The organism is Mucilaginibacter flavidus (assembly GCF_024055575.1).
In the GTDB taxonomy this organism is placed as follows: domain Bacteria; phylum Bacteroidota; class Bacteroidia; order Sphingobacteriales; family Sphingobacteriaceae; genus Mucilaginibacter; species Mucilaginibacter flavidus.
This window is the reverse complement of record NZ_JAMXOE010000041.1, coordinates 1-22,445: the sequence shown is the minus strand read 5'-3', so window position 1 is coordinate 22,445 and position 22,445 is coordinate 1. Positions and strand designations below refer to the sequence as shown.

Below are 22,445 nucleotides of genomic sequence, written 5' to 3'. Positions count from 1 at the left end.
ACTATCCTACTTTTGTCATGGCTGATCTTTAGACTTATCATGTTTTCGTAATTTAAAGACCATTTGAAAGTATTGTGTGAGTAATTCAATAGATTTGTAAAAATATTAAATCATGGATGCAAAATCAATAAATTTAGAAGAAAAAGCAATCAGACCTGTGGTAGATCATCTTAATGATCTCTTAGCCAATTACCACCTTTATTATCAAAATGCAAGAGGCTGCCACTGGAACGTTAAAGGAGCAAGCTTTTTTACCCTTCATATAAAATTTGAAGAACTATATACAGAGGCACTTACCACTATTGATGAACTGGCGGAACGCTTACTTACTTTAGGTAAACCACCACTGAGCACTTTTAGTGATTATATCCGAATGTCAACCATTAAAGAAATCAATATGATCGGTATGAAAGATACCGATATGGTTAAAGCGTTAATTGCAGATATCGCGATTCTGATAAAAATGGAACGAGATATTCTCGAAATCACCAGTGAAGCCAGAGATGATGGCACCAATGATATGATAAACCGGTTTATGCAATTTCAAGAAAAAAATACCTGGATGTTGCGTTCTTTTGTTAATGAGGATTAAACTAAACTTGTGTGTTATTATGTAAAGCATTATTATTTATCCGAACAGCTTATAATTGACTATGACTGGATATTCCGGAAGTTTTGACCATGCCATGCCGTGGGATGTAGAGTACCGATTTGTGTAATCACTTTTGAAAATGGTAATTATGAATCAATGAATTGATATAGTCAAAGTGTTATGGAACTAAATGTTCGCTATTTTGGAATAGAGTGTCGATGGCGCCGAATGTCCACACTTGACCGCAAAAACAAAATCAAACTTGTGCTGCCAGTAAAAAAAGTTAACTTTTCTTATTTCTGAAAGTTTAACTTTCCTAAAGCCGGTTCCTCAAACGCATCGCATTGCTTCAAATATAGTTCCATCTTATCCATATCTTTCTGATGTACGGTCGCACTAAATTCATAGGCACGTAGTAACATCCTGATGTACGCAGCCGATTCTCCCTGTTTGGTCAACTTCCTTAAAGCACCCATATAATCTTCCCGGTAAACGGTAGGGATAATTATCTTTGATAATCCTTTTGACGTTAGTTCGGCATTCATCATAACCCTGGCTATTCTTCCGTTACCGTCTAAAAACGGGTGAACTTCACTAATAAGGAACATGATATAGGCAGCTTTTGCAAACGGATTTCTTAGGATAGAATATAATTCAAATCCTTTTTTAAGCGTCCCCTGAACAAGTTGCCAATCTACAAATTCCGTACTTCCAGCCCGGTTATTCTTATCTTTAAAATGACCTGGTTTTTTTGAAGGACGGGCACTTAGCAAAATAGAGTGCCTGTGCCGGAGGATGCTTAATAACTGTTCCGCCGTATCCGGGCAACGGCTCATTTCTTTCCTGTCGGATACAATTTGGTATGTTCCTAATACATCATGTGAATCTTCATCCCGTGATGGCATGGGGGTAGCGGTTAAAACAATCTCTTTAGCTTCCTCAATTTCAAAAATGGTGCCTTCTATGTAATTAGAAAAGTAGCTTTCATAAAAGGCAAAGTTCTGATAAGCGTGGATTGTCCTGTTTTGATCTTCATAAACAGGGTATTCGTTTGCAGCAAGTTGTTCATAAAGGTGATTAAACAAATCTATTCTGGACGGATCATAGGGGAATCCTGAAAGCCTCGCTTTAGTTAGCGGCGATGTTAATATTTTGTTACTGTTACTCGAAAGTAGGGCGGCTACGAGTTTATTAAATCGTTCAAACTCTTTTTTCATATCGAGTTCGTCCGCGACAAGCCTTGCATTATCGCGCAAGCTGTTTAATCCCTCTTCTCCCCTGATGCGGACAATGGCATCCAATTTTTCTTCTATAAATTCTTTGGATAGGATTTTTGAACTATCTTCTTTTTGTGTGGAAGATTGCATATTTTCAAGATATGCCCTTGCTTCCTGGGAAACATATAAGTCATTAAAAAACGAAGCATCACCATTAACAGGCCTTTTGCCTTTTAACGACCGTATAGTTATACCGGGCAATACAATATTTTTAGTGTATTTATAGGTGATAAAAATTTCGCCCGATAGAGAGGGTTTAAATTCCAACGCGCTGCGGTGGCTTAATAATGCCCCCGGATATTGATGGGCAAGTATTTTATACCAGTTTCTTTTCACCAGTACTTCGGGTTGTTCTGTTAGATTTGAAGTATAAATGCGTGGTGCTATTTTTTTGATCTTACCGGCTTTTTCCAACCTGCTAATTTGTTGGGAAAGCGCCTTATCAGAACTCCCGAATAGGATTTCATCTATCGATGACTGTAGATTTTTTTCTATTAGTTGTTTTGACATACGCTAATTTGTAGAATATTTTCTATTAAAACAAGGTTTATGTAGAAAAAAATAGAATAAATTACGCCTGTGCATATAATATGAAGGCACAAGAGAAGATTTTAATTAATAGGAATATCTATTAGTCAACGGTAACTGTTAGCAAGTTCCTCCACTTATTCGGTTCGGGAATAATTATTTGTACAGGCACTTCATCGTCCCAAATTTTGAGGTCGTTGGACAAGAACTTATATAGCTTCTTCATGCCAACATTGTTGGGGGCAAAGAAATGGGTTATACTAATTTCTTTGAGAAAATCCTCCCAGTAACCATCAGGGTTTAAAGGCTGGATATAAACTTCATCATCAATGTCAATATCATAACCGAAAGAAAAACCAGAAATTTTAGACTTTAGATCACCATCCTCCGGGTCTTCGATGATCGAGGTTAAACGGAAAAAGAGAACCGGAAAATGGCCGTCAACCCGGTACATTATTTCTATGTTTGAAAGTATCCTGCTATTCAGGGCCAAAACATTTTCGGTAAGCAGTTCAATCAGATCAATCCATTGCTGGTCGGTTATCTTTAAAAGATTACTATGGGGGGTGAATCGTGTTTTCCATGTCAATATCTGATTAGTTATTCAATAAAGAAACAGGCCTGTACAAGACCTGTTTCCGAAAGTTCAAATTAAACGTTCATTTTGCTTTTACGCGACTGCTTTTTTATGGGAGCATCCTCCTTTTGCTGCTCCCGTTGTTTTAGGCTTTTAGCAGGTTTTTGATCGGTCTGGAGTAATTCTTCCCGTTTAATTTTCTTCATCTGATGGTCGAATAAATCAACCGTTTTGAATTGCGGATTAGCGGCGATAAAATACTTTTTATCCTCCCCTTTACCGCCCATGGTAATTTGCTGGGCATTGCCTTTTCTCAAAGAATACATCAGTTCCTCCTTTGCTTTTGGGTCTTCCAACTCTTTGATACCCTTACCGGCAATTACCTTATCCAAATCATAGCCGTAGTTTTCATGGTAATGTTTAATTTTTTTATTGCCGTTATCGGTCAGGTTCTTATCATCCAGTTGTAACCACGCTTGGTATTTATTTCCCTCCAAGTTATAAAGTTGTTTGTGAACCGCCCTGCCCTCCATTAAGTTAAAGGCTTCTTTAGCGGTGATCCCGCTACCTTTATTAATAAAAAATGATTGGTTCAAATCTTTGGCCGGATCATCCTTATGGCTGATCGACGCATCATATTTATTAAAGAAATACATATCCTGGTTATCCCCAGCCTTAAAATGAAGCGTATAATCAATAGTTTTCTGGTTAAACTCATGTTGAATACCCAACTTAAATTCAGGTGTTTTCGACTCCATTTCTTTGTCCAGATCGGCGTTTAATTTGTCGCCAAACCCCAGGTTCAGCAAGCTTTTTTTCAAAAATTCAGAATTTTGCTCGTTCATGATTACTTTGTTTTAAATTAATAACTACTGTTAATTGATTGGTTTGCAGCAAGAATATCCGCTGCTGCTGACGTAGCCGGATTGATCGTTTTTAGATCGTCCAGGTCTTTTTGTTTGATTTGAAGATAGAGGTGCCTATTACCGTTCCGCTCGTAGAGTTCAATATTCAATGCCTGATCTTCCGACAGGGAGAAACGATGGAAACCAAATACTTTAGCGACCTCCTTACTTTTTAATATGGTGGTGTGTTTATTCAGGTTTGAATAGATGGGGACTATTTCCTGCTCGTGGGTTGCCATCCGGGCAACCGTCTTTAAATCCCTGATATAAAAACGGATAAAATCGACATCGTAAGGCAGGTTTGAGCGGTTGCGAATATCCAGCCTGAAAAATACCTTATTATTGGCAAGCGATAATTTGTTCACCCAGGCTTTAACACCTCCTGTTTTCTTATGGTCAACCACATCCGAGCGTTTGCCGGATGCAAGCAGGCTACCAATAGCCGCATAGTTACTCATTGGTGATCTGATAACGGTAATAACGGCGCTGCTAACTCCAACTTCTATTCTCCGTCCAGCACGGCCAAAAGAATACTGTACTGCTACATGATAAACCTGATTGGTACTTTGATCTTGTATATTCAGCTTGACAGATTTAAAATCAGGGTTTTAGGCTTTTAGCGTTATTAAGCCGTCCTCAATTTGACGGACTTCAAAATCAGGTGGTGTTTTCCCAACGACTTTAACCGATGATTTGAAAAATAAGGCCGTTGTTTTATCCCGGCTAATATAAGCGGTATCCTGCGCATAGGAAACAGTCCCTATGGTGGCAAGAAATATGATGATGATTAATGTTTTCATGATGATCTGTTTAATTGTCTCTTTCGTTGCTATCCTTTAGCAACACTTCGTAACCTGCCTTAATTTTAACTTTGATCTGTTTTACTTTACGGCCAAAAAGCCCTTTAGCGGCTTCAATACCTACCCCGGCAGCTTGTGTGCCTACCGACTGATCCATTGACATAATTTGCATGGACTGGACAGCATCGCCCACACCGTTCTTAGCGGCATCCCTGCCAATAGAACCCGGCACATATAAACCTTCCATGCCATCCAGGTCATATACGGAAAGTGCAACCGGGAGTATATTGGTTAAGTAACGGATGCTTGCGATTTTGATAATGAGCCTTTCGTTATTCAGTCCACAAATGCCATATACAAAGCTGCCTTTGGGGACCAACCGGCCGTTAATATAAATACCGTCCACTAAACGCAGTTTGACCACCGCGCCGCTTACCAGTGTCTGATCTTCATGCACTACCGCCTGAATTGTATTACCCGGTGCCTGCCCTGCATTTGCGGTATGATGTTTTTTACTTTTTCCCCCACCGTTATAAGCAGCATAGCTGAATGATCGCTGATCGTTTGATATACCGTTATCATTTTCGTCCTCGTCTTTAGCTGCCATTACCGGATATGCCCGTTGACGGTTTTTTAAAGATTGGCTGCGTATGCGGCTATTTTCATTACCCGGATTTTGAATATCATTGATCTGCTGCAACATTTGACTGAGTTGCCGCATTTCCGGGTCGTTACCGCCGCCATTCATTGTTTTCATCATCATTTCCAACCTTTTGACATCCGGGCCCGATTGCTGGTCATGTGTTCCACCGCCTGAATATTGCGGTGCCTCGGGCTGACTGATTTGGCGGTTGATCTGCGCAAGTTTGGCTTGAATTTTCAACTCGTTGGCATCTGCCATATTTTGTGGTTCGCCGGGATTTATCGCATTACCTTTGCCTACAGAATCAGTATGATTGGCTTTCGCGGCATCAAATCCCATTGAGCGGACGAAGTTTTGGTTAATCCCGCTATTTTCCGATCCTGCTGAATCCCTTTTGGCATCTTGATAGATCCCCATCTTATTTTCAGCTTTCTCGTCTTTAAACTGTGCCTGGGGCAGCGAGGTATTCAGTCCTTTAGCAGTTGAAGTATCAAATGGGCCGTTTACCTGTTTACCACCTCCTAAAGCCCAAAATCCCATTGTTAAGAATGGTAGGATCAATAAAGGGACAATCATTAAAAATTTACGTTCTTTTAAAAACTCTTGTGAGTGCTGCGGCGTTTGACCGCTTACCTGTTGTGTTTCCATGATCTACTTTTTTATGGTTAAAGAATCTATTAATTGATGTTTACTAAAATTTGGCTTAGGCTCTTCGGAAGCCATGCCGATATGAGCGGATGTATAATTGCCCTGCGACCAAAGCGGGATACTATAAAATGAACTGAATACGCCAGTTAGTAAAATACTGGCTATCAACACACCCGATAAAAGCAGTATCCATTTCTTTTGCTTAACTGAATAAGCATTAAACCAGGCATTCAGGTATTGCGCTATGCGGAATTGTACTTTAATAAGCCTGTTTGCCAATACTGTCGCTAATTGGTCATTGGCTTTATCGCTGGCCTCTTTTGATCTGTTATTTTTAAATAAATTCATCATTATTAGTGTTGAATAGTGGTATCCCTGTTAGCTAATGTTTCCCAATGCAGGATCAAAAAGCCGTGGGGGTTATTATCGGAACGGGTAACATTGCGTAGATATCCCTGTGTAATTAGGCTCCTGTTCACTGTCGAAGTGGAACGGATCAGCTTTTGCGTAGCAAAACATTTGAAATAATAAGGATATTGGTTCATATCCAATTGGATGCTATCTACAGTTATCTCCTGGCTGATATTCCCGGAAATCAGGTTATTGTAATAACTTTTTTCCTTTAAGTCATTGTATTGATTTTTAGCACTTTCATCAGCGAGATATAAAGCTTTGCTGATATTAGCATCGATAACTTTTTCATCCGGGTCTAGCGTAAAGAAATAGTGATGGAACATCCTGATATGATCCCTCGCTTCTACAGGGATATTATCTTTCCGGTCTGCCGCGAAAGCTTCCAGTGCTTTCCCGTTGGCTAATATGTAGATGTGCCTTCCTGCAACATCTGCCGCCTGGTAACTTTTAAAAAGCGCGAAGCATGAAATTAAAGTACATCCCGCTATGAGCAGGTAACTAAACAGCTTTATATGCTTAAAGGCTGTGTCAATATTTTTGAGGTGTGCGAACATAATATTAAGTTTAAAAGATGAGTTAATTAAGATTTTTGAGGGTTAATTTTTGAGGCTTGATAGCTATTTGCTGACTGCCCTTTATCCTGAAAATAGGGTTTTGACACAGCTCCAGATGCCATGCTTTGGCTGGTATTTTCCCGTTGATTACCAAAAGCATCAGCGGCCATGCCGCCACCCGTGCTTGCCGCGCCAACAACGGAGTGGGTGGTACTGCTTACAATACTATTTACCTTTTGCAGTAACCCGTTACCACCACCCGCGTTAACTACATAATTGGCCACACTTGGTACGGTGAAATAACCGATGATGCCAATAATTAAGAAAATAAGATAGGCTGTATCTGTTGCACTAAAAAAGGTATCACCTGCATTTTGAACCTGTGAAATATCCAGTTTGAGCATATTTTCCTGCACCTTGCCAATGATGGCACCGAAAATATTAGCTATGGGCAGCCAAAGAAAAACATTGATATATTTTGCCAGCCATACGGTGAGCGTATGCTGAAAACCATCGAAAACAGCCAGCCCAAATACAATAGGCCCTAAAATGGCGAGAATGATCAAATAAAACGTTCGTATGGTATTGATACATAGGGCGGCGGCTTCATAAAGCACCTGCAGAACTTCCGACATCCACTGCTTAACCGTATTACGAAAGTTGTATGAGGCCTTTGACATGGCAAACTTCATATCATTTCCTACACTGGCCAACATACCCTCACCACTTCCATCCTTGTCTTCAGGATGGGTATATTTGTACCATTTATCCCTATCGCCATCCCCATCAGCACCTACATACATTTGCCAGGTATTCGTTTTTTTAACTGCATCCTCTTTTGCTTTCAGTAAGGCAGCGATAGCGTTATCTGAATTTTGCACCATGCCACTTGTCGCACTAACAGTCGGTTGCATAATGCCATTAATAACAGCGATCACTGTCGGAAATAAAAGTATGGCCAGCCCCAGGGCAAAGGGGCGCATTAAAGGATAAAAATCTATGGGTTCGGCACAGGCAAGCTGCCGCCAAACACGGCTGCCTATATACCATAATGCACCGAAGCCTGCTATTGCCCGGCCTACACCAATCAACTGGCTACACATTGGCAGCATATCATTATATACGCCGTTTAGTGTCCCCTGAAGGCCTTGAATATCAGTCGCAAGTCCTTCGGCTTTGGAAAATAAAGGAAAAGCGATCCCCGTTACCGCAATAATTGCGGTTAAATAAACCTTGTTTTTCATCTTATTTGATTGTTTTTTTAAGGTGATGAAGCTTCCAAAAATGGAGTTTTCATAAAATTCGGATTAGTTATTTATACCATATAGCTGTTTGAGCGTTCGCGTATCGCCTATATCTTTACTTCGCTGGATACTAAGCATGGCCCCTTGCCGGTTAAAGTGCCGCAGAAATTGAAGCTTGTCTGAACTACTGCCATATACTCGGTCAATTGCCCGTAAACGCTCATCATCGGACATTCTGAGTTTCCCGGCAGTAAGCACATTGGCCAATTCATCCAGGTTTTCAAGGCTTTGTTTGACCAACTGTACATAAATGTCGCTCATGTAGTTCAATTCACCTGTACTGAAAGTGCCGCTTTGTTTAAACCTGCTGTAAGCACTTTTATATTCACTGATCAGGCTGGCTTGCTGTATAAGAATCTCTGCAACCCTTCCATAATTTTTAACAGCCGGGTTAATAGATAAAAGGCCGTTAAGGTAAACGCTGTGCAAATCAAAATTCCCTTTAGACAAGGATGAAATTGTCCCATAGCCTTGCTGATAAATTTGATAACCTGTTTTCATATCAGTTAGGATACCTTTTAATTGTGTAAGCTTTTCGATATTCAAAATCAATTGCTGCATTTCCTGTGCCTGCGCCTTGCATTTGACAGTATCGCTAACCGCAACAAGTACGACCAGCACACCAACTACATATTTTAAATGCTTTTTCATAACCTGCTTTATTATTGAATACCATATAAACTTTTTGCAGTTGCCGCATCATTACTTTCCCGCACCCGTTGCACCACATATACTTTTACCTGATTTGAAAAGGTGGCTGAAAAACGGGAGTTATCCTGCATCGCATAATGTATTTTACCAATACGGGTCAATCTCTCCTCATCACTCATTTGTAGTTTGCTGTCTGTTATCACATTCTGCAACTCGGTGATCTGTTCGTCACAATCCTTAAACAGGACAGATTTTACCTGTATGATGTACTTCTTTTCATCATCGGATGTATTAGCGGTTTTATCTAAATCCCCCATGCGGGTAAGAATATCCTTTTGCCATTGCAGAATATCATTCACCTGCTTGTTATTTCTGACTACAGGGTTAACACTCATCCTATTGTTGTAATAGGTTGTGTGCAAACTATTTTCCGATTTCAGTGAGCCGGATATTGAACCTAACCCATTATGAGCAATATTATAACCTTTCTTTAAATAGGCGGAGTACACCTGCAAGGCGGCTATCTGTTGTAATAAATACTTCTTTTGCGTGTTTTTTTGATTGAACCATTCTGCAAAAGTCTGTGCCTGGACTTTAGCAGCAAAAGCCGAGGCAACAACGGTCATTAAAGCAAAAACAAATAATTTTTTAGTATTCCGGCGGATTTCATCAGCCCGGATACGGGCCAGATTAATTGATTCCATAAAGCTTTTTGATTGAATGAGTATCATCTAAATCCTTGCTGCGCTGTAAACTCAACTGGATATTCTGATTATTAAATTGGTGCAGGTCGTTATAATTCTCATTCAAGTGGTCGCCAGCGTGATTAATCAACTCTAACCTTTGTTCATCTGTCATCTGCGTTTTGTAAGCATTGACCACCAATAATATTTCATCAAGATTTTTAACGCTGGCATCCAAAATCCCGGAATAAACCTGTTGCATGTGGTTTAATTCTTGCGGGTTAAAATGGCTATCCTGACGGAACAGGCCCCAAGCCTGATGATACTCAGTGACTAAAGAAGCTTGTTTTAAAGTAACATCCTTAATTCGCTGGTAATAGGATATGGCTGATTTAATCTTCCATAATTCGGTATAATAGTTACTATATAGTTGTTTTTGCTGATCTGTCCAACCGGATATTTCATTCAGTTTTGTTTTAGACAACTGATTTTCAATGACCTTTTGTGCATTTTGCAGCCATATTGTTTTATTTTGCATACGCTGTACCTTCAGATCAATCGCTTTTATCACTTTAGTGATCGTTAGCTTAATTACCTCACCAATCACAAACTGAGCATTGGCTTTATTTACGGACGAAAACAAAAGCATTACCACAAGTCCTATGCTTACTTTTACCTTTAAATTTTTCATAAAGACCTCCCTTATCATCCGCTTTGTATACGAATAATTAATTTTTTAATTGATAATTAACCTATTATTTGATCTTATGATATTCCATATCTCCGATAAGCACGACTGGTTTATTAGAAATAAATTGTATTTGACGACCTAATCCTGTTTCCTCTAAAATCATCTTCTCATCGTTCCAGGTAGCCTTCCACTGCTTTATTTTAAATTCTTTAGGTTGAACGATACCGTTTCTGACTTTTTGGAATCCCGCTCTATATTCAACATTGTAAATTTTATCGGGCAAACTATAGACTGAAATCAACAATGTATCTGTAGCTGAACTGTACTCATTTTTAAATTGAGTTACGTAAGCCCCTGTTAATTCCTGACTTTTATTTCCGCAAGACCCTAAGAGCGAGGCGAGAAGTACTATAATGGATAATTGAATAAGTTTCATTTTATTTTTCATTTAAGTTTACGCTGCTTTTTCTAATTCTTCTCTTACAATGGCTGCGATAGCCAGGCGAACATTTCCTAATTTTTTAGTGTAGGCCTGCACCTTTGCTTTCTCCGCCGATTCCGTAGTATAAGTCCAGTACTCTTCCCTGCTTACTTCAGTACGGTAAACTTTGGATAGTTGGCCATTCAGACTAATAAATACCTCTTTGTATTGGAGCTTTTCATCGTTGTTCCTGTTCATACTCATTATTAACGCTGTTTCCTTATCCGTGATGCCTAATAGCTGCTGAACTTTAGGAAAGTCATTTTGATATTTACGCTGGTCCAGCAATATTTTACAGTCGCTATTATTGATAATGGCTTGCTTAACTACCGGAGAACTTATAATATCTTCAATATCCTGGGTTACAACAATGGCTTCACCGAAATATTTACGAACTGTTTTAAACAGGAATTTGATGTATTCTGCCATTCCTTCCCGTGCAATCGCTTTCCAGGCTTCTTCAATTAATATCATTTTGCGGGTTTCCTTACTGAGTTTCCGCATTTTAGAAACAAATGTTTCCATGATAATTAGTGTAACAACCGGAAACAAAATTGGATGATCTTTAATATTATCTAATTCAAAGACAATAAACCGTTTCTGTAGTAAATCAAGGTTTTCTTTTGCATTTAACAGGTAGGCATATTCCCCACCTTTATAATATGGTTTTAATACAAACAGCATATTGTCAATATCAAACCGGATATCTTTCACTTTAGATTGCTTCATTGTTTCATAAAACTCATTTGATAAAAAATCATAGAAGCTGTCGAAGCAAGGGAATATGTCTGTTTCGACTTTTAACTTTTCATAATAATGATACAAAGCATCTGATATGGCTACATATTCAGACCGTTGCACCCCCTCGTCCTCTTTTTTCCATAAGGCAAGGATCATGGCTTTTATACTTTCTCTTTTTTCCGTATCCAGTTTGTCGCCTTCGGGAACATAGAATGGGTTAAAACTGATCGGCTCATCCTCAGTATAGGTGAAGTAATAACCACCCACAAATTCACATAAACCCTGATAGCTATGTCCAACATCTACAATAACCACATGGGAACCTTGTTCAAAATAGCTGCGCAGCATGTGGTTGGTAAAAAATGATTTACCGCTGCCGGAAGGGCCTAAAATAAATTTATTGCGGTTGGTGGTTATCCCTTTGGTCATCGGGGCATCACTAATATCAACGTGAACCGGTTTACCTGATAAGCGGTCGCCGAGGCGAATACCGCAAGGACTTATACTGGATTGATAATTAGTTTCGAGATTAAGGAAACAGGTCGCTTGCTCAACAAAGGTGTCAAAGGTGTCATTCATCGGAAAACTGGCCTCATTCCCCGGTAATCCCGCCCACCATATCTGCGCTGCTCCATCTGTTTCTTGTTTCGGCTGCGCATCCATTTGGGCCAGCGATGAACTCACCCTATTTTTAAGATCTTTTAAATTAGCCGGGTTATCCGTCCATGCTAAAATATTAAAGTGTGCCTTAACAGGTAACCGTTGCTGACTAATCGCTTCATTCAAAAAATCGTGCGTAGCATCCCTGCCAATTGCATTTTCCCGTGAATAGGCAGAAAGGGATTGAAGCCGGAGCTTTTTAGACTCCAGCTTTTTTAAGGTTTGCTGACTATCGCCTATAAAGATATATTGGTTATACAAGTGATTACATCTAAGCAAAGTGCCAATAGGTGTAGCAAATCCGGTATTGAATTTCGTTTTATCGGTACTGTACTTATCATAGGTTATCCTCGGGCCGCAAAGCGCGGGCAAGTCTTCCGCATCACTTAGCGTGTATAGCTGACAATGATTATCGCCGATCCTGATCTCGTCCTCGATATGAATATCCTTTAAAACCGGGGATTGATCTTTATTCAAAAGAAAACAATACTGCTCTAAAATTCCGGGCACCTTCATCGTTCCGGTCAGTTCATCATCGTTTAACCTGGTTAACGATATTAACCCGCTATCTTCTAAAACCCTTATAAATTGACCGGCGCTGTCTTCAAAATCCCTAAACAACTCTTCGCAAGTTGTTTGAACCGGAACAATGCGTTTGCGCATCAGCAAACTCACGCCACTTGAATACCTTTTAAATTTATCCGGCTTTTTAGTTAAATAGATATTACAGTGATGATGTAAAAAAGCCCTTTCATTAAAATACCGCTCACTCGAATGAGAGAGAAATGTTTTCACACTTTCCTGGTTATCTTGTGCAAAGACGGCTTCGTACTGGTCATTTATAAACCAATCCTGTTTATGAAAAATGCTGTTTTTAGGGAGCAGTTTTAGGGCTTTGATCAATACCTCATGGAAAGTATGGTACTCATCATTAGATAATGTAAATATCTCCGGCAGATTGACTTTGTAACCAATTGTCAGATCGCCTTGCGCTGAGATCATACATTGATGCTCAACTTTAAAAATTGGGAATACTTGTTCCGCTTTGCTATGTGATGCCATGATTATTGTTTTAATCTTAAAAAAAATCTCCGGGAGCTAAATTTTAAATGGTTGGGCAGATAATGTTTGGCTGCTTTCTTCATTAGGCCATGCTCACCGTATTTATGGCTTAATCTGAATACCTGATAAAATAAGGCACTTCCTAATCCGGCGACTATAATAATGCACCAATAAACAGGTACACCTATCAGGTACATGACCGCAAAACCAATTAATAGTATGACCAGGCCGCCCGCGAGATAACCAATATATTGTGCTTTAAGCCCTTTAAACTCTATGGGTTTGTTAATCCCTTTGTTGATCTGATACATTGACATCATCTTTTATTTAGCCTATACTCCAAAAAAAGATTTTAAAACAGTAGCCACTAATACAAGGAAAATACAGCTACCAAACCAACTTGATGCTACTTTGCCCGTATCATGCTCACCGTCATTCCATTTTTTGAATACTTTTATTGCGCCGACCAACCCCATAATTGCTCCGATGGCATACATTAAACTGGTGCCGGTTGAAAAGTAGCTTTTCACCTGCGTGGTCGCTTGAGTTATGCCAGCGTTACCATCTTGAGCGTAAAGTGACAGGCTGATCAGTAAAAAGGAGATTATTGCGATTACCTGCTTAAAAAAGGCTACCGTTCTAAAACGGAGGTTTGTTTTTTGAGATTCCATCATGATTAATTTAAAATGAGTTCTATATTTGAGTAGCGTTATGCCCAATTATCTTGCAGATCTGTTAGGGCAATGGGAAACATTAGTTTTTCTTTGGATAATTCCACAACACGGTTTAGCGTTACCGGCAGATCAATTTCATCTTTATATCTTTTATAAGATCCGATCAATATCCGAAGCAGGTTTATAAATTCCGGCTTGTTATCAATTTCTTTAAAAGCATCTATTAAGTTACCGGCCTCCACCGCTAATTCCTGCGATGGAATAATGTCTGCTATAACGGTTGTACCTTCTGCCGGATGATCTTCTAATGATTCGGAAAAAACCAAGTCCTGAGATTCGGTGATGGTTACGCCATCATCTAATTTCGCATTGCCCATAACCTGATAGGGGCCGGTTTGAACATTTGAGAATAATGCCATGGCATCTTGCTTATGGTTAAACAGGGTGCTAATTTCTTTTTGGTAATAACGAAGTACTACATACCCGTAATAGGTAACTGATAGAATAATTATGGCTGCTATGTAGTGCTGCCAGGAGATTGAAGACAACATATTGCTTTGATTTAAAAATCACCGCACCATGCGGCAATTCTGAAAACAAAGGTTGAGGAACTGGAAAAATTTAATTCACACCTTATACATGAGGTAGGTGTTTTATTTATTTTACATTTTGTAAGTAATTGACCTACAAGTGTTTTTAAATTATTCAAATTTGATAAATTGCTGCGGGGACACGGCCATATCAAATTTATCATCCATGCGTCTAAGCAATGCAAATTTTAGTTTATCTAAAAAGGAGGTGCGTTCCTTTTTCCGGCGGGTTATATCCGTATATTTATGATAATAGGAACCGAGATCAACATGGAATGCGGTCTGGAAGAAGCTGACAACTGATTTTATCTCAGAATTGCCATTATTAAATACCCCTAAAGCCACTAAAGAATAAATCAATTCCACAAGATCTGTTTTATTGAAAGTCCAGGTAAGGGGAAGATCAATCCCAATTTCCTGCGGCTGATCATCATGGTGAATTATTTTTTGAAGCTCCAGGTTTAAGTATTCCTGATATTTTTCATTCGCTATGATTTTGGATAGTTTATAATCATGGCTGGTAGAATAAAGATCATCCTCCTCAAAATTTTCCAATTCAACGTGAACGTCAAAACCCCCGCGAGTAAAGTAGATTTCATCCATTTGAGAAGAATCAGACCTGTAATATTGATAAAAGGCCTGATTATGATCAAAAAATCTTTTAAGATCCGTGAGTTCATAAGTTATATAATCCTTTAAAATTTCATCACCGCCTAATGGCATTTGTATGAGAAAATTATAAACGTTTATAAAGTAAATGTATTTGGCATAAAATCTTGGTTTTCCTTCTTTAAAGAAATTAATCTCTTCTTCAACTGTTTCAAAAGAATGGCTTGAAATATATTTTTTGAGCTTAGCCATCGCCTTTTTACAGATCTTGATGGACTCCTTTAATTGTTCAGTCTCTATTAGGGTATTGAGCGAAACCTCGTTCAACTGGTTTTCCATAGCGTTGTAAAACCTTTCAGTAAATGTGTTCATAAGCAGTTCAGTCGTATCGGTTTGTAAGATGTATCTTCCGGTCTATTGCCTCAAAAGCATTTAGCACCTGATCGAGATGTTCTCTGGTATGTGTCGCCATCACGTTCATCCTGATACGGGCGTTCTTTTTAGAAACAGCAGGATACATGATAGGATTAGTATATATGCCTGCTTTTAATAGCAGCCGGCCTGCTTCTAAAGTTTTGGGAATATCTCCAACTTTAACAGGAATAACCGCGGATGCTGTAGTACCGATATCAAACCCTGATTCGATCAGTCCGGTTTTTAAGTAGGTGATATTATCCCATAGTTGGGTTCTCCATTCAGGTTCCTCATCTATCAGCTCAATAGCCCTTATTATCCCTAAAGTCGCTGGTGTGGCCGTTGTCGAAAATAAGTGTTGCTTTGACTGGAATTTCAGGTAACTAATAATTTCCGGGCTGGCTATGACATAGCCGCCAATATTACCAAGTGCCTTACTGAATGTTCCTGTAATGATATCCACCTGGTCAAAAGCATGGTGCATTTCCAGCACACCTCTGCCTGTTTCCCCAACCACACCTATACCGTGCGCGTCATCAACGACCAGGTAAGCTCCGTAACGGTGTGTCAGTTCCACAATTTTATCAAGCGGTGCCAAATCACCGTCCTGACTGTAAACGCCATCAATGATGACCATTTTTGTCCGGTATTTATGCTGTGCATTTTTAAGTACATGTTCCAGCATTTCGAGGTTATTATGCAGGAAGGTTTTTACTGTTGTTGTTAATGCGCCTTCATAAACGCTGGCATGAACAGCCATGTCCAGGATAGCGAGATCTTCTTTATGCAGCAGGCATTGCAGGGTCGCGCTGTTTGCCGTGTAACCAGTCGTATATAAAATAGCATCCTTTCTTTTATAGAATGTAGCGATCTTTTTTTCCAACTGCTCATGATAGATAAAATGGCCGCCAATCGCAGGAGAAGCGCCAGAGCCTGTACCATACATTTCAATACCTTTAATCACAGCAGCTTTGATCTTAGGATGCTGACTAAAGCCAAGGTAGTCATTCGAAACCAGGCAAACACACGACGTTGGCCCGGTATCACCCGGCAGCATCAGATTCATTTCGGGCCCTACAGGAGAAAGGGATTCAATCCTGTAATTCAGATGGCCGTTTGCTTTCAAAAAGTTTAGATAAAGATTAAACTCCGTTGCGGTCGCATAAATGTCTTGTCCTGGAATATTTTCAAAATCCTTAAAGCTGGCTTTGGTAAAATCTATTTTCATGGGTTAGATCAGGGTAGGTTAGTTGGGACCTAAAATAATGTGCAAAAAGGGTCAAAGTGGTGACATGCTAATTTTAATTTAACAAAAAATTAACTTTTAGATAAAAAGCCAGGTAATGTCACCAATTGGCAAGAATTAGGATTGTTTATTTGTACCCATAAACGAAAGGTTTATTGAATTACCATAAAAAACAAGTTTATGAGTATGGAATCACTGATCGGCTATTTATCTACAATTACTCCTTTATCAACGGCTTTTAAAGAAGAAATGCAAGCCAGCCTCAGAACAGAAAATTATAAAGCCCATCAGATCATCCATGCTGCGGGTCAGGTTGAGAACCGGCTGTGGTATCTGGAAACAGGATTTGCAAGGACTTACTATTTTGACCAGTCAGGCAAGGAACATACCTTAATATTTTACCTCGAAAAGGACCTTATTTTCTCCTATAAAGGATTCTGGAAAGAGGTCGCTGATTACTACCTGGAAATATTGGAGCCATCATCCCTGATCTCTCTTTCCTATAACAGCTTATCAACACTGTTAAAATATGAAGAAACAAAAATATTGATGGAGGCCATCACCCGGCAACGCTATCAGCATGACCTTTTTAAAAACAGAATCATGACATGGACGGCCGAGAAACGATATATAGAATACAGGAAAGAAAACCCGGAAATTTTCAGAAAAGCATCAGTCAGGCTCATTGCTTCTTACTTAAATATGACCAGGGAAAATCTGAGCAGGCTCATCAGCAGGGATTCCGGTTAAAACCAAGATCGTTTGATAACAATAATTTGTAACCCTGTTCTCTCAAACTGGTGACCGAAGTCACGGAGATAAAATTAGAATTGCCCTAATTTTATTTTACATCACCAATATGAAAACAAGTACACAAATCCAATTGATCGCTTCGGCGCTGATCCTGCTTTTTTTAATCACAGCGATTAGCAAATTAACGGACTTCGGCCTGTTCAAGGGACAAATGTATAAGCAAACCTTGCCGCATGAGTTCGCCACATTTTTGATCTGGACACTACCATGTATCGAATTACTGGTTTCGGGACTTTTGTTTTTTGAGCGTACCAGGTGGTACGGACTCTTAGCTTCCGCCTTCTTGATGGTGCTTTTCACCGGCTATGTAGCTTTAGTTTTGTTTGGCTTTTTTAGCCATGTTCCTTGCGCCTGTGGAGGTGTCATCAAAGAACTGGGCTGGAAAATGCACCTGGTATTTAATATTTTTTTCTTGCTGTTAAGTTTCCTTGGAATATATATGGTGCACAGGGGAAGGAGGATCGTTGGCAAACAGTTATAAAATCAACCTGCTTGTACTGACGACATTTTGTCGCCCGTGAAGCACAGGAGGAGCTGAAAACCCGAAAACAGAGTAGGCAACAAGAAATTTATTAATCATGTATAATTAAAGTTTTTCTGAATGTTTTTTGATCTAATAAAGCGTTCTTCCAAATGAAAAAGTCAATTATTCCAATGCTGGCTGTTATTATAGCTGTTGGCGCAAGTGCATTTACCACTGTAAAAAACCTCAATCACAAAAAGACGGCTGACCTTTACTGGTACGAAGTTACTTATGACGCGTCGCACCCGGCCGGAACCATAGCCAGTTCATCCGATTTTTACACCCAATCAGAAAAAAGCCAGGTAAATTCACCCTGTGATGCGGGCACTGTAAAAGACTGTTTGCGCGGTTTTACATCAGCACTTACTTCTTATCCCAATAATGCTGCTGGAACAGATCAGATTAAAAAGCCTAATTAAGCTTCGTCTCTGATTTAGTTTAAGAAAGCCTTGATCCGTCAAGGCTTTCTTTATTAAAAATATTCATATCCCTTTTTTGTTCGTCGCCTTTTCCAATACCGGTTGCCTTCCTGCTAAAAAAACGGTCATGTCACGGCTTTCAATCCTGGTTGTCACTCCCCGGACAATACCTTTTGGGTCCACAACAATGATATAGGGGCAGGCCCCGATAGCCAGCCGATGAAACGCAACGGAATCATACGCAATGGGCAGATCGATATGCAGCCTTTTCCGGAGGTCTTTATAAAATGTCCTGATGGAATTGTCGGGCCGATGGGTGTATTGTGATCCTGTATAACCGACGAGCAGTACTTTTACCTGTTCAGGGAATTTTTGCTGTAAACTGTCTGTCGCAGGCATTTTCCCGATACAGGTTCCGCAATGCCGGTTCCAAAAGTCGAGGATCAGCCATTGGCCTTTAAAATCGGCGACGGAAACTTTCTTTTTGCTGTAAAAGCTTACTTCATTGAAATTTATATCAGGGCAGGGCAAACCGACCAGGGCATAGGCAGACGGTTGCTGCGCAACAGCACCGCTAAATGTTAACAGTAATAGTATGGCTGAAATAAATTTGTTCATGATTGTTTTGTTAAATTCTGATTAAAGTATTAATAGCCGTTATTTTGAGTAAGGAATGGGTTTAGCTGGATCTGTGAAAGCGGAACCGGGTATAAGGCATCCGCAGGTTGCCAGTTGGCCCCCTTAAACGCACTTAAAACATTGTTCGCCTGGCCCGTTCTTTTCAGATCAAGCCAACGGTGGCCCCATTCTGCAAAAAGTTCAACTTGCCTTTCATGCATAATGGCATCAAGCACATCCGTTTGAACGGTCACGTTTGTATTTGGCAAACCCGCCCTGTTTCTGATCAAATTCAAATCAGACAATGCCTCATTGAGTTTTTGCTGCTCTGCTCTGGCTTCCGCCCGGATCAGGTAGATCTCCGCCAGTCGCAGGACAACGTAGTACTCAGTAACCGTGGTGCTGTTCCTGATCTTATACTTGTAGGGATAGTAATAGGATGTTCCGCTAATGGTGTTACTTTTCAACCAAGCGATTTTCCGTTTATCCCCATTTTCAAATGAATTTAATAGAGCATTAGTAACGATAAATGTGGGTTTGTTAAAAGTTGAGCCTGGAATAAACACAGAGCCCTCCGCCGTATTGCTTGTCGGACGTGCTAATTGGAATATCGTTTCTACTGAAGAATTATTGAATACCTTATTAAGGTCATTTTCCAGGCTGTATGCTCCTGAATTGATCAATGCTGTCGCCTGTGCTTCTGCATTCACCCAATCCTTTTGGTAAAGGTAAACCCTGGCCAGCAATGCTGCGGCTGCCATCTGGTTCGGCCTGACATTAGTGGATGTTGAATAGTTTTTGGTGAGCAGTTGTTTTGCTTCCGTCAGATCAGCAATAATCTGTTGATCAACTTTTGCAGTTGATGTGCGGGGGATTGAACCATTTATGGTATAATCCGTTGAGGAAATTAAAGGCACATCACCAAACAAATTGACCAGATAGAAATAGTTCAGGGCCCTTGAAAATAACATTTCACCACGAAGCTGGTTCTTTACGGTATCTGTGATTGTCGCGGAATTTTGCAACCCTTCCAGCACGGTATTTGCCTGGTAGATATATTTATAGGCATTGCTCCAGAATTTAGAATTGATCGTACTATTGTTTGATGGAATAGCATTTGTTTTAAATGCATCGTAATCTGAGTTCGGATTTACATTACTGAGTTCATCCCCGGATAAGCCAGTATAAATCGTAACCGCCCCATTCAGAAAGGTCAGGTTATTCGCAGTCATCTGGTAATATAACCCTACGACTGCCGAGGTGGCAGTAGCATCACTTGAAAAGACTTTTGTGGATTCTGCCTGTGTTTGAGGGGCACCGATGTCCACGAATTTTTTACAGGAAATTAATGATGTCAGGAACAAAAGCCCGGTACACAGGAGTATGTAGAACAGTTTTATATTTTTCATTTTGATCAAATTAAAAATTGAATTGAATACCGCCCACGATTGATCTGAGGGGTGGCAGGATATAGAAATTTTGTGTTTCAGGATCTGAACCTTTATAATTGGTAATGGTCAATAGATTTTGAGCTTCCACAAAAAGGCGGCAATTTCTGATATGATATTTTCCTAACCAGCTGACAGGTAGATGATAAGAAAGCGAAACATTTTTAAGCCTGATAAAAGAAGCATCCGTGTAAATACCGTTAGAATTGGTCAACTGGGCAATCGCAACATAAGCATTGGTATATCCTGACGTGAATTGCTGAACCGGTGAAACATTTCCGGGCTGCTGCCATCTGTTTAGCACCAAATCAGGCTGGTTATATATCCAGCCTGGCGGAGTGAATGCCAGTTGGTTCAAATAACTTAACCCTGTTTGCTTCCTGAATTCAAAAAAGAAACTTAGATCGAACTGCCTGTAAGTGATGCTATTCTGAAGGCCGCCATAAAACTTAGGGTCGAGGTTTCCCTGCACCTGGTAATCAGCGGTTGTGAGTTGACCATCTTTGTTAAGGTCTTCATATGTATAAATACCCGTCTTCGGATCGACACCGGTGTATTTTAGAGCATTGATCAGGTTGAGGGATTGCCCGATAACATACCTGCCTGCATAACTTGACGTGCTTAAGCCCGGAAATGCGAGCAGCCTGTTTTTGGGTATGGTGATATTAAAGGATGTGGTCCAGCTAAACCCTTTTTTATGGAAATTCTTGGTGGTCAAAGTCATTTCCCAACCTGTATTCTCAACCAGTCCGGGAAAGTTTCTAATCACGTTGAAGAACCCCGTTTGGGTTGGTAGCGAGTAACTGATCAGCTGATTACTGCTCCGGTTATTGTAGAAAGAAGCCGAAAATAATATATCATCGCTTAGGAAACCCAGCTCAATGGCAGCTTCCAGTTTTTTGTTGATCTCCCAACTGTAACCAGGATTATACAAAGCTTTTGGATACAGGCCTGATAAGCCATTATAAGTATTTGTGGTATTACTCCAGAGATTCAAAAATTTATAATCACCGATCTGATCATTTCCTGTCGTACCGTAACTACCTCTTATCTTGCCAAAACTGAGAAAAGGGAGTACTTTTTTAACAATTGGTTCACTGGAAAATATCCATGCTGCGCCCACTGCACCAAAGTTTGCCCAACGGTTCTCCGGGGCGAACCGGCTCGAACCATCCCGTCGTGCTGAAATGTTCAGTATATATTTATCATACAGGTTGTAATTAACCCGTCCAAAAAAAGCGGTATACCGATATTGAACAAAATCATTATATGCGGTAATGTTCGGCGCGGCAGCTATAGAATTTAAAAGCAGGTCAGAGTTATAGTTTGTTCCGTTCATGGAACTGGTACTGCCTGATTTATCTTGATAGGTATTTCCCAATAGAATATTTAATTTACCCAGCGCTGTCACCCTGGAATATTCCAGTTGAGGTTCAATAATCCAGTTCCGTGTATTGGAATTGGCAAACGCGGAGGATGGTAATTCCCCCGAATTAGGATCAATTGCTGTAGTGGGCCGGGTTGTTGATTCATCTGACCGGAAGGTGTTATAGCCAAAGCTTGACCGGAACACAAGATCAGGGAGGATTTTATAGCTTAACAGCAGGTTACCTAATAGGTTCTCATTAACAGATTTGTATTTCTCCTGTAGTAATGACAGCGGATTTACAATATCATTGTTTCCCAATGAGGAATACAAAATACCAGCATCCTGCCAAGCCAGTTTTCCCGAACTATCATACAAATTGATGTTTGGAGGCAGGTTGACTATTCCGGGGAAACTGACCACTCCATTCCGTGGCAAACTGACCAGGCAATTCCCTGGCGAACGGGTTCAGCGAGAGCTGTAAAAGCGTTGTGTTAAAAGTAGTTATTTAAAA

At 40.0% G+C, this 22,445-nt stretch carries 26 protein-coding genes; 4 read left to right on the top strand and 22 right to left on the bottom strand.

What is annotated here, in order from left to right; translation table 11 throughout:
* Nucleotides 1-112 precede the first annotated feature (112 nt).
* The gene (locus NAF19_RS29420) at nucleotides 113-592 is read left to right on the top strand and encodes a Dps family protein (protein WP_252793961.1); all 480 of its coding nucleotides are present in this window, start codon (nucleotides 113-115) and stop codon (nucleotides 590-592) included.
* 293 nt (nucleotides 593-885) lie between these two features.
* On the opposite strand, the gene NAF19_RS29415 is transcribed toward NAF19_RS29420, so the two are convergent.
* The 19 genes from NAF19_RS29415 to NAF19_RS29325 all read right to left on the bottom strand — a co-directional run bounded on the left by NAF19_RS29415 (nucleotide 886) and on the right by NAF19_RS29325 (nucleotide 16,726).
* On the bottom strand, nucleotides 886-2,379 hold the full coding sequence (locus tag NAF19_RS29415; RefSeq protein ID WP_252793960.1) for a Fic family protein: 1,494 nt from the start codon (nucleotides 2,377-2,379) through the stop codon (nucleotides 886-888).
* A gap of 121 nt (nucleotides 2,380-2,500) precedes the next feature.
* Nucleotides 2,501-2,986, bottom strand: coding sequence for a hypothetical protein (locus tag NAF19_RS29410; RefSeq protein ID WP_252793959.1), 486 nt, complete (start codon nucleotides 2,984-2,986; stop codon nucleotides 2,501-2,503).
* A gap of 62 nt (nucleotides 2,987-3,048) precedes the next feature.
* Nucleotides 3,049-3,819, bottom strand: coding sequence for a hypothetical protein (locus tag NAF19_RS29405; RefSeq protein ID WP_252793958.1), 771 nt, complete (start codon nucleotides 3,817-3,819; stop codon nucleotides 3,049-3,051).
* A gap of 17 nt (nucleotides 3,820-3,836) precedes the next feature.
* Nucleotides 3,837-4,337 carry a DUF4138 domain-containing protein gene (locus NAF19_RS29400; protein WP_252793957.1) on the bottom strand — a complete coding sequence of 167 codons (501 nt, stop codon included), beginning with the start codon at nucleotides 4,335-4,337 and terminating at the stop codon, nucleotides 3,837-3,839.
* 150 nt (nucleotides 4,338-4,487) lie between these two features.
* Complete coding sequence (locus NAF19_RS29395) at nucleotides 4,488-4,679, bottom strand: hypothetical protein (protein WP_252793956.1); 192 nt, start codon at nucleotides 4,677-4,679, stop codon at nucleotides 4,488-4,490.
* Nucleotides 4,680-4,689: 10 nt separating this feature from the next.
* The gene (gene traM, locus NAF19_RS29390; protein WP_252793955.1) at nucleotides 4,690-5,970 is read right to left on the bottom strand and encodes a conjugative transposon protein TraM; all 1,281 of its coding nucleotides are present in this window, start codon (nucleotides 5,968-5,970) and stop codon (nucleotides 4,690-4,692) included.
* Between the two features lie 3 nt (nucleotides 5,971-5,973).
* Nucleotides 5,974-6,321: a hypothetical protein gene (locus NAF19_RS29385; protein ID WP_252793954.1), complete on the bottom strand. Its 348-nt coding sequence runs from the start codon at nucleotides 6,319-6,321 to the stop codon at nucleotides 5,974-5,976.
* 2 nt (nucleotides 6,322-6,323) lie between these two features.
* Nucleotides 6,324-6,938: a conjugative transposon protein TraK gene (traK, locus tag NAF19_RS29380; RefSeq protein WP_252793953.1), complete on the bottom strand. Its 615-nt coding sequence runs from the start codon at nucleotides 6,936-6,938 to the stop codon at nucleotides 6,324-6,326.
* Between the two features lie 26 nt (nucleotides 6,939-6,964).
* Nucleotides 6,965-8,182, bottom strand: a complete 1,218-nt coding sequence (traJ, locus tag NAF19_RS29375; protein ID WP_252793952.1) for a conjugative transposon protein TraJ — start codon at nucleotides 8,180-8,182, stop codon at nucleotides 6,965-6,967.
* A 63-nt stretch (nucleotides 8,183-8,245) separates the two neighbouring features.
* Nucleotides 8,246-8,893 (bottom strand): TerB family tellurite resistance protein, encoded by a 648-nt coding sequence (locus tag NAF19_RS29370; RefSeq protein WP_252793951.1) that lies wholly within the window; start codon nucleotides 8,891-8,893, stop codon nucleotides 8,246-8,248.
* 11 nt (nucleotides 8,894-8,904) lie between these two features.
* The gene (locus NAF19_RS29365; RefSeq protein WP_252793950.1) at nucleotides 8,905-9,597 is read right to left on the bottom strand and encodes a hypothetical protein; all 693 of its coding nucleotides are present in this window, start codon (nucleotides 9,595-9,597) and stop codon (nucleotides 8,905-8,907) included.
* Nucleotides 9,584-10,267 (bottom strand): conjugal transfer protein TraI, encoded by a 684-nt coding sequence (locus tag NAF19_RS29360; protein ID WP_252793949.1) that lies wholly within the window; start codon nucleotides 10,265-10,267, stop codon nucleotides 9,584-9,586. Before NAF19_RS29360 ends, NAF19_RS29365 begins: the two co-directional genes overlap by 14 nt.
* Before the next feature lie 64 nt (nucleotides 10,268-10,331).
* Complete coding sequence (locus NAF19_RS29355) at nucleotides 10,332-10,703, bottom strand: hypothetical protein (RefSeq protein WP_252793948.1); 372 nt, start codon at nucleotides 10,701-10,703, stop codon at nucleotides 10,332-10,334.
* 18 nt (nucleotides 10,704-10,721) lie between these two features.
* Nucleotides 10,722-13,211 carry a TraG family conjugative transposon ATPase gene (locus tag NAF19_RS29350; RefSeq protein ID WP_252793947.1) on the bottom strand — a complete coding sequence of 830 codons (2,490 nt, stop codon included), beginning with the start codon at nucleotides 13,209-13,211 and terminating at the stop codon, nucleotides 10,722-10,724.
* Nucleotides 13,212-13,213: 2 nt separating this feature from the next.
* Nucleotides 13,214-13,522 (bottom strand): DUF4133 domain-containing protein, encoded by a 309-nt coding sequence (locus tag NAF19_RS29345; protein ID WP_370362928.1) that lies wholly within the window; start codon nucleotides 13,520-13,522, stop codon nucleotides 13,214-13,216.
* Nucleotides 13,523-13,543: 21 nt separating this feature from the next.
* Complete coding sequence (locus NAF19_RS29340) at nucleotides 13,544-13,882, bottom strand: DUF4134 domain-containing protein (protein ID WP_370362930.1); 339 nt, start codon at nucleotides 13,880-13,882, stop codon at nucleotides 13,544-13,546.
* A gap of 38 nt (nucleotides 13,883-13,920) precedes the next feature.
* Complete coding sequence (locus NAF19_RS29335) at nucleotides 13,921-14,436, bottom strand: hypothetical protein (protein WP_252793944.1); 516 nt, start codon at nucleotides 14,434-14,436, stop codon at nucleotides 13,921-13,923.
* Nucleotides 14,437-14,586: 150 nt separating this feature from the next.
* Nucleotides 14,587-15,423, bottom strand: coding sequence for an RteC domain-containing protein (locus NAF19_RS29330; RefSeq protein ID WP_252793943.1), 837 nt, complete (start codon nucleotides 15,421-15,423; stop codon nucleotides 14,587-14,589).
* 40 nt (nucleotides 15,424-15,463) lie between these two features.
* On the bottom strand, nucleotides 15,464-16,726 hold the full coding sequence (locus tag NAF19_RS29325) for an aminotransferase class I/II-fold pyridoxal phosphate-dependent enzyme (protein ID WP_252793942.1): 1,263 nt from the start codon (nucleotides 16,724-16,726) through the stop codon (nucleotides 15,464-15,466).
* A gap of 198 nt (nucleotides 16,727-16,924) precedes the next feature.
* Between NAF19_RS29325 and NAF19_RS29320 the strand changes: the two genes are divergently transcribed.
* The 3 genes from NAF19_RS29320 (at nucleotide 16,925) to NAF19_RS29310 (ending at nucleotide 18,499) form a co-directional block, all read left to right on the top strand.
* The gene (locus tag NAF19_RS29320) at nucleotides 16,925-17,494 is read left to right on the top strand and encodes a Crp/Fnr family transcriptional regulator (protein ID WP_252793941.1); all 570 of its coding nucleotides are present in this window, start codon (nucleotides 16,925-16,927) and stop codon (nucleotides 17,492-17,494) included.
* 109 nt (nucleotides 17,495-17,603) lie between these two features.
* Complete coding sequence (locus NAF19_RS29315) at nucleotides 17,604-18,038, top strand: MauE/DoxX family redox-associated membrane protein (protein ID WP_252793940.1); 435 nt, start codon at nucleotides 17,604-17,606, stop codon at nucleotides 18,036-18,038.
* 152 nt (nucleotides 18,039-18,190) lie between these two features.
* Nucleotides 18,191-18,499, top strand: coding sequence for a DUF6520 family protein (locus NAF19_RS29310; protein ID WP_252793939.1), 309 nt, complete (start codon nucleotides 18,191-18,193; stop codon nucleotides 18,497-18,499).
* A 63-nt stretch (nucleotides 18,500-18,562) separates the two neighbouring features.
* Here NAF19_RS29310 and NAF19_RS29305 read toward each other — a convergent pair whose 3' ends face one another.
* Genes NAF19_RS29305 through NAF19_RS29295 form a run of 3 tightly spaced genes read right to left on the bottom strand, consistent with a single transcriptional unit; the run spans nucleotide 18,563 to nucleotide 22,309 of the window.
* Entirely contained in the window at nucleotides 18,563-19,117 is a 555-nt protein-coding gene (locus NAF19_RS29305; protein WP_252793938.1) for a TlpA family protein disulfide reductase, read from the bottom strand.
* A gap of 29 nt (nucleotides 19,118-19,146) precedes the next feature.
* Nucleotides 19,147-20,526, bottom strand: a complete 1,380-nt coding sequence (locus NAF19_RS29300) for a RagB/SusD family nutrient uptake outer membrane protein (RefSeq protein WP_252793937.1) — start codon at nucleotides 20,524-20,526, stop codon at nucleotides 19,147-19,149.
* Nucleotides 20,527-20,536: 10 nt separating this feature from the next.
* The gene (locus NAF19_RS29295) at nucleotides 20,537-22,309 is read right to left on the bottom strand and encodes a SusC/RagA family TonB-linked outer membrane protein (RefSeq protein WP_252793936.1); all 1,773 of its coding nucleotides are present in this window, start codon (nucleotides 22,307-22,309) and stop codon (nucleotides 20,537-20,539) included.
* Between the last annotated feature and the right edge of the window lie 136 nt (nucleotides 22,310-22,445).

Bases quoted from the DNA above. Each gene is read 5' to 3' on its own strand.
- NAF19_RS29420 (WP_252793961.1), top strand. From the start codon at position 113: ATGGATGCAAAATCAATAAATTTAGAAGAAAAAGCAATCAGACCTGTG.
- NAF19_RS29415 (WP_252793960.1), bottom strand. From the start codon at position 2,379: ATGTCAAAACAACTAATAGAAAAAAATCTACAGTCATCGATAGATGAA.
- NAF19_RS29405 (WP_252793958.1), bottom strand. From the start codon at position 3,819: ATGAACGAGCAAAATTCTGAATTTTTGAAAAAAAGCTTGCTGAACCTG.
- NAF19_RS29400 (WP_252793957.1), bottom strand. From the start codon at position 4,337: ATGAGTAACTATGCGGCTATTGGTAGCCTGCTTGCATCCGGCAAACGC.
- NAF19_RS29395 (WP_252793956.1), bottom strand. From the start codon at position 4,679: ATGAAAACATTAATCATCATCATATTTCTTGCCACCATAGGGACTGTT.
- traM (WP_252793955.1), bottom strand. From the start codon at position 5,970: ATGGAAACACAACAGGTAAGCGGTCAAACGCCGCAGCACTCACAAGAG.
- NAF19_RS29385 (WP_252793954.1), bottom strand. From the start codon at position 6,321: ATGATGAATTTATTTAAAAATAACAGATCAAAAGAGGCCAGCGATAAA.
- traK (WP_252793953.1), bottom strand. From the start codon at position 6,938: ATGTTCGCACACCTCAAAAATATTGACACAGCCTTTAAGCATATAAAG.
- traJ (WP_252793952.1), bottom strand. From the start codon at position 8,182: ATGAAAAACAAGGTTTATTTAACCGCAATTATTGCGGTAACGGGGATC.
- NAF19_RS29370 (WP_252793951.1), bottom strand. From the start codon at position 8,893: ATGAAAAAGCATTTAAAATATGTAGTTGGTGTGCTGGTCGTACTTGTT.
- NAF19_RS29365 (WP_252793950.1), bottom strand. From the start codon at position 9,597: ATGGAATCAATTAATCTGGCCCGTATCCGGGCTGATGAAATCCGCCGG.
- NAF19_RS29360 (WP_252793949.1), bottom strand. From the start codon at position 10,267: ATGAAAAATTTAAAGGTAAAAGTAAGCATAGGACTTGTGGTAATGCTT.
- NAF19_RS29355 (WP_252793948.1), bottom strand. From the start codon at position 10,703: ATGAAACTTATTCAATTATCCATTATAGTACTTCTCGCCTCGCTCTTA.
- NAF19_RS29350 (WP_252793947.1), bottom strand. From the start codon at position 13,211: ATGGCATCACATAGCAAAGCGGAACAAGTATTCCCAATTTTTAAAGTT.
- NAF19_RS29345 (WP_370362928.1), bottom strand. From the start codon at position 13,522: ATGTATCAGATCAACAAAGGGATTAACAAACCCATAGAGTTTAAAGGG.
- NAF19_RS29340 (WP_370362930.1), bottom strand. From the start codon at position 13,882: ATGGAATCTCAAAAAACAAACCTCCGTTTTAGAACGGTAGCCTTTTTT.
- NAF19_RS29335 (WP_252793944.1), bottom strand. From the start codon at position 14,436: ATGTTGTCTTCAATCTCCTGGCAGCACTACATAGCAGCCATAATTATT.
- NAF19_RS29330 (WP_252793943.1), bottom strand. From the start codon at position 15,423: ATGGAAAACCAGTTGAACGAGGTTTCGCTCAATACCCTAATAGAGACT.
- NAF19_RS29325 (WP_252793942.1), bottom strand. From the start codon at position 16,726: ATGAAAATAGATTTTACCAAAGCCAGCTTTAAGGATTTTGAAAATATT.
- NAF19_RS29320 (WP_252793941.1), top strand. From the start codon at position 16,925: ATGAGTATGGAATCACTGATCGGCTATTTATCTACAATTACTCCTTTA.
- NAF19_RS29315 (WP_252793940.1), top strand. From the start codon at position 17,604: ATGAAAACAAGTACACAAATCCAATTGATCGCTTCGGCGCTGATCCTG.
- NAF19_RS29310 (WP_252793939.1), top strand. From the start codon at position 18,191: ATGAAAAAGTCAATTATTCCAATGCTGGCTGTTATTATAGCTGTTGGC.
- NAF19_RS29305 (WP_252793938.1), bottom strand. From the start codon at position 19,117: ATGAACAAATTTATTTCAGCCATACTATTACTGTTAACATTTAGCGGT.
- NAF19_RS29300 (WP_252793937.1), bottom strand. From the start codon at position 20,526: ATGAAAAATATAAAACTGTTCTACATACTCCTGTGTACCGGGCTTTTG.